The organism is Aeoliella fuhlenseeensis (genome assembly GCF_052161615.1).
Taxonomy (GTDB): Bacteria; Planctomycetota; Planctomycetia; order Pirellulales; family Lacipirellulaceae; genus Aeoliella.
Genome location: NZ_CP197417.1, coordinates 1,814,674 through 1,830,957, shown reverse-complemented (window position 1 = coordinate 1,830,957; position 16,284 = coordinate 1,814,674). Strand labels below are relative to the sequence as shown.

The 16,284-nt window shown below is 59.4% G+C and carries 13 protein-coding genes; 7 read left to right on the top strand and 6 right to left on the bottom strand.

Features of this window, described 5'->3' with window-relative positions; all coding sequences use genetic code 11:
* Positions 1 to 26: 26 nt before the first annotated feature.
* The 4 genes from SH292x_RS07055 to SH292x_RS07040 all read right to left on the bottom strand — a co-directional run bounded on the left by SH292x_RS07055 (position 27) and on the right by SH292x_RS07040 (position 5,587).
* A complete protein-coding gene (locus tag SH292x_RS07055; protein ID WP_442484887.1) occupies positions 27 to 1,085 on the bottom strand; it encodes a tetratricopeptide repeat protein in 1,059 nt (352 codons plus the stop codon).
* A 53-nt stretch (positions 1,086 to 1,138) separates the two neighbouring features.
* Positions 1,139 to 4,183 carry a hypothetical protein gene (locus SH292x_RS07050; RefSeq protein ID WP_442484886.1) on the bottom strand — a complete coding sequence of 1,015 codons (3,045 nt, stop codon included), beginning with the start codon at positions 4,181 to 4,183 and terminating at the stop codon, positions 1,139 to 1,141.
* A 362-nt stretch (positions 4,184 to 4,545) separates the two neighbouring features.
* Positions 4,546 to 4,791, bottom strand: coding sequence for a hypothetical protein (locus SH292x_RS07045; RefSeq protein ID WP_442484885.1), 246 nt, complete (start codon positions 4,789 to 4,791; stop codon positions 4,546 to 4,548).
* 295 nt (positions 4,792 to 5,086) lie between these two features.
* Positions 5,087 to 5,587: an RNA polymerase sigma factor gene (locus tag SH292x_RS07040; protein ID WP_442484884.1), complete on the bottom strand. Its 501-nt coding sequence runs from the start codon at positions 5,585 to 5,587 to the stop codon at positions 5,087 to 5,089.
* Between the two features lie 296 nt (positions 5,588 to 5,883).
* On the opposite strand from SH292x_RS07040, the gene SH292x_RS07035 reads away from it, so the two are divergent.
* The 4 genes from SH292x_RS07035 (at position 5,884) to SH292x_RS07020 (ending at position 10,038) form a co-directional block, all read left to right on the top strand.
* Positions 5,884 to 6,798 carry a hypothetical protein gene (locus tag SH292x_RS07035; protein ID WP_442484883.1) on the top strand — a complete coding sequence of 305 codons (915 nt, stop codon included), beginning with the start codon at positions 5,884 to 5,886 and terminating at the stop codon, positions 6,796 to 6,798.
* 41 nt (positions 6,799 to 6,839) lie between these two features.
* On the top strand, positions 6,840 to 8,363 hold the full coding sequence (locus tag SH292x_RS07030; RefSeq protein WP_442484882.1) for a hypothetical protein: 1,524 nt from the start codon (positions 6,840 to 6,842) through the stop codon (positions 8,361 to 8,363).
* Positions 8,364 to 8,414: 51 nt separating this feature from the next.
* Positions 8,415 to 9,560 (top strand): sulfotransferase family protein, encoded by a 1,146-nt coding sequence (locus SH292x_RS07025; protein WP_442484881.1) that lies wholly within the window; start codon positions 8,415 to 8,417, stop codon positions 9,558 to 9,560.
* Between the two features lie 64 nt (positions 9,561 to 9,624).
* The gene (locus tag SH292x_RS07020) at positions 9,625 to 10,038 is read left to right on the top strand and encodes a hypothetical protein (protein WP_442484880.1); all 414 of its coding nucleotides are present in this window, start codon (positions 9,625 to 9,627) and stop codon (positions 10,036 to 10,038) included.
* Positions 10,039 to 10,102: 64 nt separating this feature from the next.
* Here SH292x_RS07020 and xerD read toward each other — a convergent pair whose 3' ends face one another.
* A complete protein-coding gene (xerD, locus tag SH292x_RS07015) occupies positions 10,103 to 11,041 on the bottom strand; it encodes a site-specific tyrosine recombinase XerD (RefSeq protein ID WP_442484879.1) in 939 nt (312 codons plus the stop codon).
* Positions 11,042 to 11,316: 275 nt separating this feature from the next.
* On the opposite strand from xerD, the gene galE reads away from it, so the two are divergent.
* The 3 genes from galE (at position 11,317) to SH292x_RS07000 (ending at position 14,701) form a co-directional block, all read left to right on the top strand.
* Positions 11,317 to 12,303: a UDP-glucose 4-epimerase GalE gene (gene galE, locus SH292x_RS07010; RefSeq protein ID WP_442484878.1), complete on the top strand. Its 987-nt coding sequence runs from the start codon at positions 11,317 to 11,319 to the stop codon at positions 12,301 to 12,303.
* A gap of 73 nt (positions 12,304 to 12,376) precedes the next feature.
* A complete protein-coding gene (locus SH292x_RS07005) occupies positions 12,377 to 13,669 on the top strand; it encodes a 1-acyl-sn-glycerol-3-phosphate acyltransferase (RefSeq protein ID WP_442484877.1) in 1,293 nt (430 codons plus the stop codon).
* Between the two features lie 12 nt (positions 13,670 to 13,681).
* The gene (locus tag SH292x_RS07000) at positions 13,682 to 14,701 is read left to right on the top strand and encodes a 3'-5' exoribonuclease YhaM family protein (RefSeq protein ID WP_442484876.1); all 1,020 of its coding nucleotides are present in this window, start codon (positions 13,682 to 13,684) and stop codon (positions 14,699 to 14,701) included.
* A gap of 1,010 nt (positions 14,702 to 15,711) precedes the next feature.
* Here SH292x_RS07000 and SH292x_RS06995 read toward each other — a convergent pair.
* Complete coding sequence (locus SH292x_RS06995; RefSeq protein WP_442484875.1) at positions 15,712 to 16,140, bottom strand: ankyrin repeat domain-containing protein; 429 nt, start codon at positions 16,138 to 16,140, stop codon at positions 15,712 to 15,714.
* Positions 16,141 to 16,284: the final 144 nt, after the last annotated feature.

Below are 16,284 nucleotides of genomic sequence, written 5' to 3'. Positions count from 1 at the left end.
GTGGCAAAGCCTTGCTGAAAGGCCGACTACTGCCCCAATTGTTTCGCCCACCGACTTGCGGGGTACTGGGTGATCAAGGTCTCTCGCGCACGCCGAGCCTCGCCCTCTTGCCCGACGGACTCCCAAAGAGGTATCAGTTTCGCCAGCGCCTCGGCATGCTCCTGAGCGGATCGGCCGTACAGCAAATCGGTGTGCAGGTAAGCGTACAAGGCCTTCTTGGGTTGGCCCGACTGATTGTAGCAATCGCCCAGTGCGTTGTACGCCTTGGCCAGCAGGTCGCCATTCTCGGGGTCGGCATTCTGGATCACCTGCTCCACCGCCTTCAAACCTGCGTCGACATTGCCCGTCGCGGCGGTCGATACGGCCTTTCCCAACTCCGCCGCGAGCTTTTGACGTTTCGCGCCATCGCTATCGTCTTTGATCTCCAGTGCCTTGTTGAACTGGGCGAGTGCCGCTGGAAACTTCTCCTGCGCCAGGGATGCTTCGCCAACCAGCACGGCAGAACGGATCTGGTACTCTGGCCACGGAGCCTTGGCGAGCTTCTCGTACATCGTCTCAGCCGCCGCGTAGTTTCCCATGGTCGCGAGCAAGTCGCCTAGTAGCTCCGTTGCTTCGAGGTAGTGATAGTTTTGGGCGTTGGCATTGACGAACGCGTTGAGCTGCTGTCCCGCTTCGCGGATGTCTTTCGAGCCAAGCAGGGCCATCTTCGCGTTGCTATAAGCCGTGTAGTATTCCACCTCTGCTTTGACGAACGGGTTGCGAATCGTGCCGATGTTGATTGCTTGCAGACGGCTCAGCGCGCTTTCGTAGCCCGCGTTGATGGCGTTGAGCCGAGCTTGAGTGAGTTCCGAGGGTTCGTCGCGGAAAATGATACTGCGAATCTCGGTCACGGGTATTTCCGTGGTTTTGCCGCCACGGTCGATCGTCACCGAGGTCGGCGACATCTTCACCACCTGCCCTGTCTCCGAGCCCGAGGCGGTCCGAATGCGGTCGGTCGATTGGGCCAACACCGAGTTACCTAGCAGTGTCGCCACTAACATGGCACCTGCGATGACGAAAACACGATTATCCGAAGGCAACTGCATCTGTTCGTTCCGTTTCACGTGAATCATTCTTGCTCGCGGCCACCGGGTCGCGCTCAGGACTTCTTCTCTTCCAAAATCTCTTCGAGCCCAACAGCACGGCTATTTTCCGCCCGCTGAATGGACTTCATCAACTCGTTGTACTGCTCGCGAATGGGCATCGTCAGCAAGTCGGGGTAGTTCTTCACCATGTCGGCGATGATCTTACGGGCTTGTTTGAGCAAGGCGTCTTTCTTCGGATCCCCCCCCTCGGCCTTGAGCACCGAGATCGTGGCAATGTTCAGCCAGCACTCGTAGAACAACTCTTTGAAGCGTGCCTGCATTTCCGGCCGCGACTTGGCGACGGATACCGCCACTTTTCCCAGATAGTTCCAGCCCCAGACGATCGGCTTGCCTTTGTCGTTCAGTGGGCCGGTGCCGCCGATGGCATACGCGAATTTCGAAGCGTCTTTACTTCCCCATTCCTGCAGCGTGTAAGCGGCGGCCGTCTGGGCTTCGATCATCATCTCTTTCTCGGCCAAGATGATCTCGAAAATCTGCATCGCCTCGGCGAACTTCCCGGCGTGCCGGAGCGTCTCGGCGTACTGAAGCTGGAGCCCCAGCTTGCGATTGGCATCGATACCAGCATTCGGGTCGTCCAATATCTGCTTGAACGACTGAGCAGCCTTGTCGTAGTACGACTCGCGCAACTGGGCAGCGTTCGCGTCGCCCTTCAGCCCTTCGGCGAGGCGAAAGTAAGTTTGTGCAATCCACTGCCGCACCGTGGGGTCGCTCGAACCTCGCTCGTTCAGCTTGTCGAGAAACGCGACGAACGCCTCGCTAACACGCTTCGCTTCTTCAATCTTTCCGGCGGATTGCAGATCTTCGATCTGTTGCTGCAACTGCACGCCCAGGCTCAGGTAGACGCGTGTCAGCTTATCCGCGTCCCCCTCGCCGACGATTTTTTCGAGCTCGGCCATCGTCGCCACGGCTTTATCGGTCTGTGGCGGCACCACCGAAACGTAAGCTCGAAGCGCCGCCTTGTAAGCCTCCATGCCGTAGGCTTGTCGTGAGGCAATCGGGTTGTTCGTTTTCACCAGCGCCAGCGGTCCAGCCTTGGGGTCTTCGAGCAGCTTGATCGCTTCGGCGTAGTCACCAGCCTCAAGTCGAGCCTGTGCAAGGTACAGCGCCGCCGGGGCAAGCGTATCCGTAGCAGCCGCATCGGCTACCAGTGCCGGATAGCTGGCAGCCAGAAGTTCGATGGCCTTCGTGCGAACGCCATCACGATCGAACGAAGTGTCCTTCTCAATCGCTGCGCGAAGCTGGGCTTCCCACATCGTGTTGGCGATCTTCGCTTGGAATACCGGCCGCTGGTCTTCGGGCAGCTGGTTTACCAAATCGAGCGCGACGTCGAACTGCTTGTCTTTGATCGAGAAGTTCAAGAGCACGCCAAACGCCGTGTCGGCAAGTGCGGTCCCGCCCCAACGTCGCGTGATGAAGCTCGATAGCTCCTTAAGCTTGTCGGCCTCCGCAGCGCCTGCGTCGGGGCCGCCATCCTTTACGGCTTGCTGGTAGAGCTTGTCGTAGGACGCCAGTGCCACTTGCGCGGCGCCTGAGGCGGTGGGATCTTCGGGATAACGCCGCGCGAGGAAACTAGCCAGTACCGCCGAGCGATAGAACTGCTCGTCCTGCCACATCAGCCAGCAGCTCAGCCATCGACTTTCATTGACTTTCTCGACCGGTGTCTCGTCGTCAACCAAGGTCGAGGCAATGTTCAGATAGTAGAGCGCATCGCCGAAGCCCTTTGCAGCTTGCTCTTCAAGCGCTGCGACGCCTTCGGGATTGTTTTCCTTCGCGGCGGGAATTGTCTGTCGAGCTGCATTCCACGAATTAATCGCGTCTTTGGCCGCCTGAATGGCTTCGTCAAACGTCTTGACTTGTTGGCGTTCAGGCCCCGCCTTGGCACTTGCGAACTCGCTGCTCAGAATCTGGCGAGCATCGTTTTGATACCGCCCCTGAAGCTGCGCGACATCGAAGTAGTGCGTGCGAGCCTCCTCCATTAGCTTTCGCTTGTCCGCGTCCTTGGTTTCGGCGGCTGCGGCTTGTTTGCGTTTGGCCTCGGCGACCACGAACTTCAAGGTCAACCAGTCGGGTGTGCGGAGTTCGCCACCGCGGCCGGTCACGAGCCATTTGCCCTGCTTATCGAGTAGCCCCTTCGCGTCGCCATCGGCCAGCATCAACTGAGCTTGCAGCGCCAGAGCCTTGGTCACCAGCGCCCGAGTGCCTGGATTGTCGCCGCCTTGGACAACAATGTCTTCAAAGCACGCCATCGCTTCCTTGTTCTTGCCGAGCGCCAAGTACGCTTCGCCCTGGTAGACGCGTGCGTAGAAGCCGACGATGAACGAGCCGTACTTGTCGTACAGGTCTTGGAAGTCTTTGACCGCTTGCTCGTTGAGCTTCTTAAAATCGCCACTGTCCTTGGCAACCGTCTTCGATTCTTCTAACAGCGTCTGCGCCTTCAGCACGCGAACCTGCGATAACCGGGCTCGCATCTCGCGACGACGATCGATTTCGCCCGATTGCGTCTTGGGATCGAGCGCCTTGGGAAACTTCTCGAGCTGCGATTCCAGCGACTTTTCCACTTCGCCATATAACTTGCGGGCCTCGGCAAGTTGGCCGCGGGCCTCGCCCTTGATCTGCCCCTCGTTTTCCGAGGCGCCCGGACGATTCTCGAGAACGGTCAGTGCCCGCGTGGCCTGTTCGTTCAGCAGCGTTGCGAGCTGCTGCTGTGCGTCGGCCGTTCGGGGCGTACCAACATTGGCGGCAGCGTAGTTCGCCAGTTCGCCCTTGATTTGATCGGCTAGGCGATCACGCTCCGAAGCACTCGGAGTTACCCGCCACTTGTCGAGCAGCGTGACACCACGCTCGTACGGAATCTGCTTCTTGAACTCGTCCGACACCAATCGGTCGCCCTGGGCGTCGTTCAAGTAGTCTAGCGCCAGATCAAACATTCCTCGGGCGCGCATCGCCTCGAGAAATTTCGTCGAATCGTCCGCAGCCTGGGCGTAGCCCGCGAGCGCAAGGGCGATGCAGAGTATTGAATAGTGAAGACGGCTCAACATCCCTCTCCTTCTGGAGGCGATGGTTCTCTAGCAGTGCGGCAAGCACGCGGGTGGCTTGCTGAATTCGTCTCGCCGGGTTCCGGGTCCGGCAGACAGTAGACGCCACGGGCACCTTGCACGCAAACCTTCATCTTACCCCAAGCGATTGGCGAATCGCCACCCACTTGTGGTCAGAAACAAGGACGTGCCGAGGCCGACCATAGCGATTATGCGGGCAACCTGCGCAGCCCGCTCGCTTGATTATACGCAGCGGCGGCGAGAGTGTATTGCTAGACTGCCGGATTAAATAGAAGGCGGCCGGACCACCTACCGAATGCCGCATATCCACCGCAGGTCGCTAGTTGAAAACGCGAGCCTGTCCGCTACACGGTCGGATCGTCCATCAACTGATCCACCAGCCGATGCAGCCGGGCGTCGAGTCCCACCGGCATGGCGGGGGAGAACCGCAACACCTCGTCCATCAGCGGGTCGGCGGGCATGCCGAAACGGAGGCCTTCCTGACCATCGCGACCGGCACCGCCACCACCTCCGCCGAGGGGGGCAAAGAACGACTCCAAGTCGACTCGCAACTTGGTAAACGGAGTTTGGGTATCGGATTGGGTAAACATAGTTTGACCGCTACGCGACCGTTGAGACTTTCCATCCATCTCTTCGGCTCCTCATGGTGGCAAGCGATTGTCCTGGTGCACGCGCACCGACAGCCGGTTGCAACAACTGGTAATATCCCGTTCTCGGGGCCCCTGACGTAATCATTGAACCCCTTGCTGGCCGCTGGGGGGTTCGTCGAAGTGAGGTGGATTGCCGGCACCTCACTCGAGTGGTGGCACTAATACCACTCGTGATGCTTCTCAAACCTTTACCCGGTCTGATCCTGGCATGAGGAACGAATTCGTCATATCGGGTTCAACGTCGGGCTTCGGCAAGGTAATACTGGCGAAGTCGTTGGCGGGCGCGACTGACTCGTGAGAGAACCGTGCCGAGCGGTATTCCCAGAGTGTCAGCCGCCTCTTGGTGGGTCAATTCGCCCACGATCACCAGCAAAAGCGATTCGCGGAGATCGTGAGGCAATTGTTCTAAAGCGTGTTGCATCTCGTCGGTCAACTCCGAGGCCAATGGATCCACGCCATCCACCGCTACCTCTACACCCTGCTCCCCCGCGGGGTGCGGTGTGCGCGCCTTGCGGCGCCACCCGTCAATCACACGGCGGCGTAGGATCGAGGCAAGCCAAGCTCGATGGCTTCGTCCGCAATCAAATCGATCGCGGCTTCTCCAAGCACTACGCAAAGTCTCCTGAACCACGTCCTCGGCTTCGTGCGAGTCGCCCACCATTCGGTAGGCTAGTCGATACAATGCCGGCGCGTGGTCGGAAACCATGCCGTGAAAATCGGCGCGCGTAAGTGCCACTTTGCCTCTCCTCTCAGCCTGTTCCGTGCTGTGTGGAGTAATTGATTCGCGTAGTATATCACGAATCACCTCTGTTCCACCCTTATTTTCGCAGGTTCTCCCCTCCCCTATTCCCACAACTTCAAAAAAAATCTTTCCTCCCGCCCCTCCCCAGCTTTTCTTGTCGCAAGTGCTTACGCGGCTTAGAATTACGCTAGCAAGCGGGTTGGTTACGATGTCGGTTTTGCAATCCGATATCCTTTTCGAGGGCGGTCGACCCGGCTCATTTACCAGTACGACGACTCGGAGCTTCTCAGGTGGCATTGCGATTCGACCAGCATCGAGATGCTCGGCCCCGCCGGTCGCTATTAGGAGGCTTGCCCCTAAGGCTCGTTTCGCTGGTAGTGAGCCTGGGGGTGATCTTCGTCCTGATGGATGTCCTCAAGTCACCCGCCACGCGCGAGAAGCTCGCCCTCATGTTCGGCGACGCCGCCCCCGTGGCCGAACCGCCCCCCGCCGAGGACCAACCGGGCCGTCCTGCTTACTTGGCGAGCGTCGACCGCGACAAACTCGACGCCATTGAGGACAATACGACGTTTCGAGACGAGGAGTCCGATGCCTGGTTCAACCTGGTAGCGGCGGTCCGCGATGCCAGCGACGAAGATCTCAAGGCGGCGTCCGTTGGCGAGATCGTCTTCGCTCAGTACCTGGGGCAACCCAAAGTCTATCGCGGTCGCGTCGTCGAACTCGATGGCAACGTGCGACGCGTCGAATCGATCACTCCGGCGGCCAACGATCTGGGGATCACACAGCTTTATCGAGTGATCCTCCAACCGAGCCGCGACATCCGCCGCCCGTTCACGCTCTACTGCTTAGAACTGCCCAAGGGTTGGTCAGTGGGTGGAGCGATTCCCGACGGCGGCGCGATTGCCACTCGCGCGGTATTCTTCAAAAACTGGGTCTACAACTACGAAGGCGGCGTCGACCTGAGCCCCGTTTTCGTGGCCCGGTCGTTCACGCCCATCGCCGAACCAACACCGCTGGTCGAACGGGGTCCCATGATTCCATTGTGGCAAGTCTTCGCGCTCGCTGGCTTGGCCTCGGCTTTGGTCGTCGCTTGGATCGTTTGGAAGAGCAAAGAAGATCCTCGCCCCGACATTGCCCCAGATCCCGAGGAGCTCGCCCACGACTTCGAATCGCTCACGTACTCCGAAAGTGGGCCTTCGAAATGATCTCACTCAAAGGCGCAAAGTCGCAAAGTAGTTGTTCTTTGGTGAAGACATCTCTTCGCGTCCTTGCGCCTTTGCGTGAGACATTCATTACCGCCTGCCTCGTCTGCTGCTGTCTCTTCTTGTTCGCATCCACCACGATTGCTCAAGAGGAAGCGACGCCGCTCGCCAAGTCGCTGGCGCTCGACTACTGGGACGAGAGCCGATTTGCCAAGTTCGAAGATGGCGTTCCTTTGACCATCGACGAACGGCGGGAGGTCGAGCGACTGGTTTCGCGATTGTCCAATTTCGACCGGCGCGTGTTCTATGCGTCGCCCTCCACCGAAGTCACCACCGCCGAACTGCTGGCCGATCCAGCCAAGTACCGCGGCAAGCCAGTTCGCTGGTTTGGAAAGGCAGAGAAACTCATCAAACCCGAGGGCCCCTCCGATGCGTCGTCGCCCAGCGAGCCAGCGATGACCTGCATCGGCCGCGACGATTCGGGCATGTGCTTGATGATGACCCGAAGCGTGCCCGAGCGGTGGAGTCTCTTTGAACTTGAGTCCGAGCCGATTGGCGTGAATGGTGTCTTCGTCAAACTCGTCGAAACCGACGAAGGGGTCATCGCCCCGCTGATCGCCGTGCCCCACATCGAATGGATGCCGACCAAGTGGTCGCCACCCGCGGTGAATTATGGCATGAGCGTGCTCGGTATACTCGGCATAGACGTCGCGCTGCTCGACAACATCGTCCAGCGCGAGCGACTACTCGGCAGCGAAACGATGGCCTTCTACCGCATCCTCGCCGCCACCCGCGGTACAACGGCCAACGAACTCTCCAACTGGGCCCAGCGGCACATGCCCCGTCATCGCGAAGAATGGGCCGGCCTCGAAAAGTCGCCCGACCTCAACGAGCGCCGACTGGCAGCCGAAGTGCTCCGGCAAGCGAAAGAGGACCGCTATTCCGTCGCCCCGTTCTTCAACCAACCCAAGGACGAAGTGGGACAGCTCGCGGTATTCGATGGCGTGGTCCGTCGCGCGCTGCGGATCGACACCTCTGACAACGCCGATGCCGCGGCGGTTGGCATCGACCACTACTACGAACTCGCCCTGTTCACGGACGACTCGCAAAACAACCCGCTTGTATTCTGTGTACTCGACCTTCCCGAGGGGTTTCCTCAAGGCGACGACGTCCGCGAGCAAGTCAGGCTCGCCGGGTTCTTCTTCAAGACCTGGCGGTACGGAAGTCGCGAGGGAGATGGCCGATCGAGCCAAATCCGTTTCGCCCCGCTATTTATCGGCCGCGGACCTTTGCGTTTGGTCGAGCCCGCCGAGCAACCGATTTGGGGTTGGATCGCCGGAATCAGCTTCATGGGTGTGATTGCCCTGGTGTGGCTGGCGAACATCTACCGAGCGCGTGGCGACCGAGCCTTCGCGGCCAGCACGCTAGCACGCATCAAAGAACCCGTGGACCTGAGCGATCTAGACCGACCTCCGTCAGCCGAAGATACGGAACTTGGGCCCGCGGATGAGCAAGACGGCGACGATCAAGACTCCGATTATCTTCGGCGAGATCGTCCGCTAGAATAGCACCCTTCGCTCTCGCCCGTCACGATACACCTTGTCTATTCCAACGTCCTGATGCCTTCCAAGAACATCGATAAACCCCGGTACTCTGCGGACCCAACGCACAATTACGGGCTCCTCACTCCGCGGTTCTGGCATGGCATGGGGCTGGGCACTTGGCTCTCGCTGCTCGCCACGCGGCAATGCCGACTCACGCCGCGGTCGATGCTCACCGCCGCCACCATCACGCCGGTCGCGGCTTTCAATTCCATCTTCGCCATGTGGCAGAACGCTCGCTACGGGCGGACGATACACCGCCAAGTGCTCGCCGAGCCACCGTTGTTCGTGCTGGGTCACTGGCGAAGTGGCACCACGCTGCTGCACGAACTCTTGATCACCGACCCCGAGCACACGTTCCCCACCACGTTCGAGTGCATGGTGCCAATCCATCACCTCGTGACGCAGGGATGGATGGCACCAACGACTTCGTGGTTGCTTCCGAAGAAGCGGCCGATGGACAACATCGAAGCCGGATGGGACAAGCCACAGGAAGACGAGTTTGCGCTCTGCAACCTGGGACTTCCGTCGCCCTACTTGTGCTGGGCGTTCCCGCAGAACGGTCCTGTGCATTCGGAATACCTCGATCTCCGCCAAGTCCCCAAGCGCGCCCGTCGTCGCTGGCAGGCGCTGCTCAAACTGTTCGTAAAGTCGGTCGCCGTCTCGCGCAACCGCCGCATCATTCTCAAGAGCCCACCGCACACGGCCCGCGTGCAGTACCTGCTTGATGTGTTCCCCAACGCCAAGTTCGTCCACATCGCCCGCGACCCGCTGACGCTCTTTCCCTCGACCATGCGGCTCTGGAAGTCGCTCGCCGATGTTCAGGGTCTGCAGCCCGACCTGCCCGAGTACGCCTGGATGGAAGAGGAAGTGCTGAAGAACCTGGTGGTGATGTACGAGGCGTACCGCGAGGACCGCGAGTTGATCCCGTCCGGCAATCTCTGCGAACTCCGCTACGAGGACCTCATCACCAACCCACAAGCCGAAATCTCGCGTATGTACAGCGAACTCGACCTGGGCGACTACGCCCGCATCGAGCCCGGCGTGAATAAGTACATGGAACAAACCCGCGACTACAAAACCAACCGCTACTCGCTGCCGCCGGAGATCGAAGCGAAGGTGCGCGAGCGCTGGGGGGTGTATTTTGAGATGTTTGGGTATTGAAGAGGGCGAGTGGCAGACCACATGCCTTTGCTGAGTATTCCGATCCTTGGCAAACGGTGCCGCAATGACCCAATCTATCGCAAGCGAGTACGCCAACACCGACTTCGACCTGAAGTCGACGCAGCCTTTCGATCAGCTCCACAGGGAACTACTAGTCTCGTGTAGCGTACTACACTACACGAAAAGCGACGATGAACATTGGCACGCGATCATCGAGTCGGATGATACGTCGAGCGAGGCAGCCAAGAACATTGGGCAAATGCTACACGCCCTTAATACTCTATCCGCGTCAGCAAAAAGCGAACTCAAGCAATGCTATCTGCGCGAGTTTAATATCGGCTTCCACTGCGGCGACACTTGGGCCTACGTACACGCGTTGCCCTCCGAGTTAGTGAAAGCCATCGCGGATGCCGGATGCTCCATCGCTCTGACCCTTTACCCCATGCGAAATCCGGATGGCTCGCCGAAGGGATTTTAGAAGGCACTATCAAAATCCAAGGCCAGTTCGCGGAGGACATTGTGCCTCCGGCTAGGGACAATCCTCACGCTCGCGGGTGAAACGCCTCGTGCACCTTCTTCAGCCGCGTGTGATCTACGTGCGTGTAGAGCTGCGTCGTGGCGATGCTGGCGTGGCCGAGCATTTCTTGGACGTGCCGTAGATCGGCCCCACCGGCGAGCAAGTGCGTGGCGAAGCTATGCCTTAGCGAGTGGGGACTCATTTCCGTGTTCACGCCGGCAATCACCGCGCACTTTTTGACCAGCTCCCAGATCCGCTCGCGGCGCAGTGGCCGTCCGCGTGACGACAGGAACAACTCAGCGGGCTCGCTGCCTCGACGCTTCACCAGCAGTGGTCGTTCCTTCTCCAAGTATTCGGCGATCGCGCGGCAGGCTGGCTCGCCGAGTGGCACCATCCGCTGTTTGTCGCCCTTGCCATGGCACCGGCAGAAGCGCTCGCCGAGTTGTAGGTCGGCCAGCTTGATCGTCGCTAGCTCCGACACCCGGCAACCCGTGGCGTAAAGCATCTCGAGGATCGCCCGGTCACGACGCCATAGTGGCTCACCCTTCGGCGGTGATGCGAGAAACAGCTCCACGTCGGACTCCGAGAGGACCGTGGGAATCTTCTGCCACAGTTTCTGCGACACCAAGAGCGACGCTTGGTTTTCGGTCAGCACTCCTTCGAGCTGCAGGTACTTGAAGAACACCTTGAGCGACACCACATGCCGACTAACGCTCGTCGAGGCGAGCCCCTGCTCGCGAAGCCACGCGGGGTAGCCGGCGAGTTCGGCGACCGACAGCCCACCGAGCCTCCGCCCACCAAGCCACAGAATCAGCCGCTCCAAGTCGCGACCGTAGGCCCGCACCGTGTTCTCGGCGAGGTGGCACTCGCTCCGCAGGTATCGCAGGAACGACTCGCGCCAGGCGCGAACCTCGCCCGTCGAGTTCTCCCGTCGCGGTTTGATGATTTTCTTCGGTCCGGCCATGGAACTAGTCGTGGGGAAATCGAAGGGAGTGCGGTGAGTTCGGGATTCGCAGTGGCTATCTAACTTTATCGTCGTCATCGGCGAGAAACTCCCACCTGCCGCGTCCCTGGGCAGATTGGACGGTTGTTGGGTATGCTGGAGTTAAATTGGTGCGGTCGCAACGATTCTACGTGCATTAGAATTCACCCACAGAGTTGCCCCCGCGACCGACGACCTACGTGTCGTTGGAGCAACTCGCACGGTTTAACAGAGTTCCACACAGCGTAAGGGTTTCGATGAAAGTTCTGGTCGTCGGCGGTGCCGGTTACATTGGCAGTCATGCAGTTCGCGCCTTGGAAGACGCGGGGCACGAGGCGTGGGTGTTCGACAATCTCTACCAAGGTCACACCCGTGCGGTCCCCAAAGGCCGGCTGATCGTGGGCGACCTGCTCGAACGCTCTGACATCGACGAAGCACTCGACCAGTCGGGCGCCGAGGCGGTGATGCACTTTGCAGCGCTCGCGCTGGTGGGCGAATCCGTTACCGATCCGGCGAAGTACTACGCGAACAACGTCGTCGGCACGCTGAACCTGCTCGACGCGATGCGAGCCCGCGACATCTGGAAGTTTGTCTTCTCGAGCACCTGCGCGACGTACGGCGTCCCCGACAAAGTGCCAATCGATGAGACCGAGAAGCAACTGCCGATCAATCCCTACGGCGACACCAAGCTCGCGATCGAGAAAGCACTCGAAGCGTACTCCCATGCTTATGGGTTCGGCGTCGCAGCGCTGCGATACTTCAATGCGGCGGGCTCGCATCACAGTGGCGAGATCGGCGAGGACCACGATCCGGAATCGCACCTGATTCCTATCATCCTTCAAGTGGCACTTGGTCAACGCGAACGCGTCACCGTCTACGGCGACGACTACCCCACGCCCGACGGCACCTGCATTCGCGATTATATACATGTCGAGGACCTCAGCGATGCCCACGTCGCGGCGCTCGAACGACTCAAGCGCGGCGAGATGATGAAGCTCAACCTCGGCACGGGCAATGGCTTTAGCGTCAAGGAAGTCATTGACGCCTGCCGTAAAGTCACAGGCCACGAGATCCCCACCGCCATCGGCGAGCGCCGACCCGGCGATCCCGCGGAGTTGGTCGCCAACAGTGCGAAGGCGTTCGAAACGCTCGACTGGAAACCCAAGTACACGAGCGTCGATCAAGTGGTAGAATCGGCGTGGCGGTGGCATAAGGCTCATCCGAATGGGTACGAGGATAAGTAGCGATTTCTCAATGACTCGTGGTTAGCGACCGGTAGCAGTACAGGCTCTTCGAACACCCTTCCGCATCGCCCGTATGCAGAACATCATCTTTCTCGAGCGATACGAGTTCGTCCCGCCGGTCGAGTCGGACTGGTGGGTTTACTTCCTGCGTAAGCTGCTCCGGGGTTTTCTCCGTAAGACGTACAACATTCATACGTACGAATGTCGTCACGTCGAGCGGATGCGAAAGTCGATCGACGATGGCTACAGCGTCCTGATCGCGCCGAACCATCCTCGCGTTTCCGACCCCATCGTCATGGGCCTGCTCACGGGCGAGCTTGGTCACAACGTGCTCACCATGGCCAGTTGGCACTTGTTTAAGGAGAGTTGGTATCACACCTTCATCCTCCGCCGCCTGGGTGCTTTCAGCGTTTATCGCGAAGGTGCGGACCGACAGAGCGTGAACTTCGCGATCGATACGCTAGTCGCGGGTCGAAGACCCCTCGTTATTTTTCCGGAGGGAGCGTGCTCGCGGCACTGCGATGTCCTAACCGACCTGATGGACGGTCCCGGGTTCATCGCCCGCCAAGCGAGCAAGCGGCGTGAAAAGGAAGGCAAGAAACCGGTCGTCGTTCACCCTGTGGCCGTTCGCTACACCTACGATGGCGATCCTTACAAAGCGGTGGCTCCCGATCTCGCGAGGCTCGAACGGGCCTTCTCCTGGGAACCTCAAACGCACCTCACCACGGCTCGTCGACTCAAGAAACTCGGCGAGGCCATACTCGCCGTTAAGGAAGTCGAGTACTTGGGTCACACTCGCGAAGGCAATCCCTTCGACCGCGTCGAGCGACTCGCGATGGAGACTCTCGCCGAGCTAGAGGACAAATGGGGCATCAAGGATCGCTCCGGTGGGGTCGTGTCGCGGGTGAAGAACCTTCGCTCGGTGATCCTCCCCGCGATGATTGAAGGGACGCTCAGCGAAGCGGAACTGGCGGCTCGCTGGCGTGATCTCGGCAAGTGCTACTACGCCCAGCAGATGGCTCACTATCCGCGGAAGTACATCTCGGATGGTCCCAATCTCCCCGAGCGAGTGCTCGAAACGGTCGAGCGGCTCGAAGAGGACTTTACCGACAAAGCCATGAACCATGGCCCCATGCATGTTACCATCGAGGTGGGGGAAGCGGTGATGGTGGATAGCCAGCGGGACCGCTCCGCCCAGCAGGATCCGGCGATGGCTCAGGTTGCCGAGCAGTTGCAGGCAATGCTCGACGCCTTGATTGCCGAACGTACGCCCGTTGCCGAAGTCATGCCCGAGCCCCCTGCTGCTCCCGTACCCATGCCCGAAGCCGTGACGATCGACTCTCGTGTAGAACCAGCCAACAGTTAGACTTGGAATCGAATGGAAAATCTGCTCACGCAATTGCACGAGATGACCAACGGGCAACTCGGCGACTTCTTTGCCCTGCTGGCTGATAAGCAGGTGCTGGCGACGAAGGATGGGAAGCCGTATTACCGCGTGAGTTTCTGCGACGCGAAGCGCGAGGTTAGTTTTCCCATCTGGAGCGATAGCACGCACGCCGCGGCTGCGAAGGACGCTTGGCAGGTCGGCACGTTCTACAAGCTGCGGGCGGAGCTTCGCGAGACGAACTACGGACCGCAGCTCGAAATCCATCGCATCCGCCCGATCGAGGATGGCGACAAAGCGGATGGCTTCGACCCCCTGATGTGCGCCCCGCGATCGCGCTTCGATCCCGAAGCGATGTTCGACGAACTCATGGAGATCGCGAACACGTGCATTGCCGACGAGCATCTCAAGGCGCTCGTCATTGGCATCTACGAAGCGAATCGCGAGGAGCTCATGCTGCTTCCTGCGGCGCAGTTCAACCATCACGCCTATCTCAGTGGCTACCTCGAACACGTGCTGAACGTGACGCGAAACGCCAAAGTGCTCGCCGAGCAGTACGTGGTGCTTTACCCCGACATGGTTCCGCCACTGGATCTTGGCGTGACGGTCGCGGGGGCGATTCTGCACGACATTGGCAAGCTGCGTGAACTCCACACCGGACCTGCGGGGGCGAACTACACCGCGTCGGGCACGCTAATTGGTCACGTGCTGCAAGGGCGTGACATTCTGCGCGAGGCTGCCGTGGGTAGCGAGCTGTCGCCCGACCTACTATTGCGGCTGGAACACATCATTGTTTCGCACCAAAGGCTTCCCGAATGGGGCGCCCCGAAACCGCCGATGTTCCCCGAGGCCTTGATCGTCCACCACGCCGACGACCTCGACGCCAAAATGCAAATGATGGTCGCCGCGATTGCCGACGATCCGACCGAAGGGGACTTCACCTCGAAACGCAACGCGCTCCGCCAACCGATCTATCGCGGTGGAGCGCTGCCGAAGGTGGAAGAGGAAATTTAGCCTCCTGCCCACTCCGCCAGTTCGCTCGCCACAGGGCAGGAGTAATGTCGCGGTTTTCCAATATTTCATTGGGTGCGACATTATTATTTTCCCGCCTTGTGGGAGATGGCCGCAAGTCGTTCCATTGAAATGACTTGCGAGCGAAGAGTTCGACGAGCCCCAAGAGTAATGTCGCAGGGGGAACCCGCACGTGCGACATTACTCCCCTCGTAGGCCGGGTCAAGCTCCGCGCCGACCCGGCGCTTAACGCTTTCCTCTAGCGCGCACGCTGATCCCCCGCCAAGCTCGCGGCTTGTCATTTTTATCTAGTTTTTCAGGTTGTCAAAGAACATACGTCCACCTTTTCGGTGAACGTGTTCATGAGAACACAAGTGCAGCGCGCTTTCTAGTCCCTTTTCTGAAAAAAGTGGAAATAGTTGTACAACGGAATTCATTCCGTTTTTCCGTCATCTCTGCCGCAGGCGCTGGCTACCTTTGCGATCGGAGCGGTCACGATTCCTCAGGCCAGCCCCGGCCCGATTGCGGTCTCGGCGAAGCTCCGGCCGATGGAGAGTTCGCCGCTCGACCGCCAAGAAAACCCTCACGCGAACCCAGGGTAGCCCCCTGCGCTCGTGGAACTCGCGAGGGGGCAACCCTGGGCTGACATACGCAACCCCTTCGGGGTATTTGGGCCAAGTGACCCGGCGTAAACGCCGGGCCTAAAACCAGCCCCCAGTAGGTCGGTCGCGCAAGGCCGACGAGGGATAACGTCGCCACGTTTGGAGGTCAGCATGGTCGAGTCCCGTCCGACCTAGAACATTTCACGAAGTGGCAACATCGGCTGCCGGCCGGGACGGCCGGGACGGCCGACCTACTTGGGGTAGTAGAAGAAATTTGACGATTAGCCGATGTGACTGTTTGGTAGTAAATGATCTCTACAGTACAACACCTTCTCGCCTCGCCGACACCGGCGAATCCAATGGCACACGCAGCTAGAACACGGTGACCAGTGCCACCTTGTCGGTTCGTAATCAGCTGGTAGCACGAAGCAATTCAGCTACCCTTGGGTCACCTCTCTCCTCTGCATAGTCGATAGCATTCTTGCCTGCATGATCCGTGATGTCGACACGTGCTCCGGCCTCCAACAGTCGTTTGGCTACTTGGCAATAGGTGTCGGAATCGTGCAAAGCTGCCAATAGTGCCATGAGTGGCGTCCTTCCATAGCGACAACTCGTAGCATTTACATTAGCACCATGATCAATGAGATAATCGATAATCTCAACTTCTCCGGCTGAGGCAGCGCATATGAGTGCGGAAACACCATCTTCCTCCGTTGCGTCGACTGGAATACCCCTTGCAACGAGTTGTTGCACGAGTGCTAAATCACCCCAACGAGCTGCCTCGACTAGGGCGCCGACGTTTCGACCACGTTCGAGCAACATTTTGAGCAATGGATGCACCGTCGCGAACTCGTTGTGCGAACTTAACTGCAAGTGCTACGCTAAATCCTAGGGCAATACTCGCTCCCGCATAGAAGGCGGCCGCTGTCGCTCCAATCCCGACAGTTGCAAATAATTCTTGAGGCATTATCTGGTTCAGCGATA

Coding starts and splice junctions, on each gene's coding strand:
- SH292x_RS07055 (WP_442484887.1), bottom strand. CDS start 1,085: ATGCAGTTGCCTTCGGATAATCGTGTTTTCGTCATCGCAGGTGCCATG.
- SH292x_RS07050 (WP_442484886.1), bottom strand. CDS start 4,183: ATGTTGAGCCGTCTTCACTATTCAATACTCTGCATCGCCCTTGCGCTC.
- SH292x_RS07045 (WP_442484885.1), bottom strand. CDS start 4,791: ATGTTTACCCAATCCGATACCCAAACTCCGTTTACCAAGTTGCGAGTC.
- SH292x_RS07025 (WP_442484881.1), top strand. CDS start 8,415: ATGCCTTCCAAGAACATCGATAAACCCCGGTACTCTGCGGACCCAACG.
- SH292x_RS07020 (WP_442484880.1), top strand. CDS start 9,625: ATGACCCAATCTATCGCAAGCGAGTACGCCAACACCGACTTCGACCTG.
- xerD (WP_442484879.1), bottom strand. CDS start 11,041: ATGGCCGGACCGAAGAAAATCATCAAACCGCGACGGGAGAACTCGACG.
- galE (WP_442484878.1), top strand. CDS start 11,317: ATGAAAGTTCTGGTCGTCGGCGGTGCCGGTTACATTGGCAGTCATGCA.
- SH292x_RS07005 (WP_442484877.1), top strand. CDS start 12,377: ATGCAGAACATCATCTTTCTCGAGCGATACGAGTTCGTCCCGCCGGTC.
- SH292x_RS07000 (WP_442484876.1), top strand. CDS start 13,682: ATGGAAAATCTGCTCACGCAATTGCACGAGATGACCAACGGGCAACTC.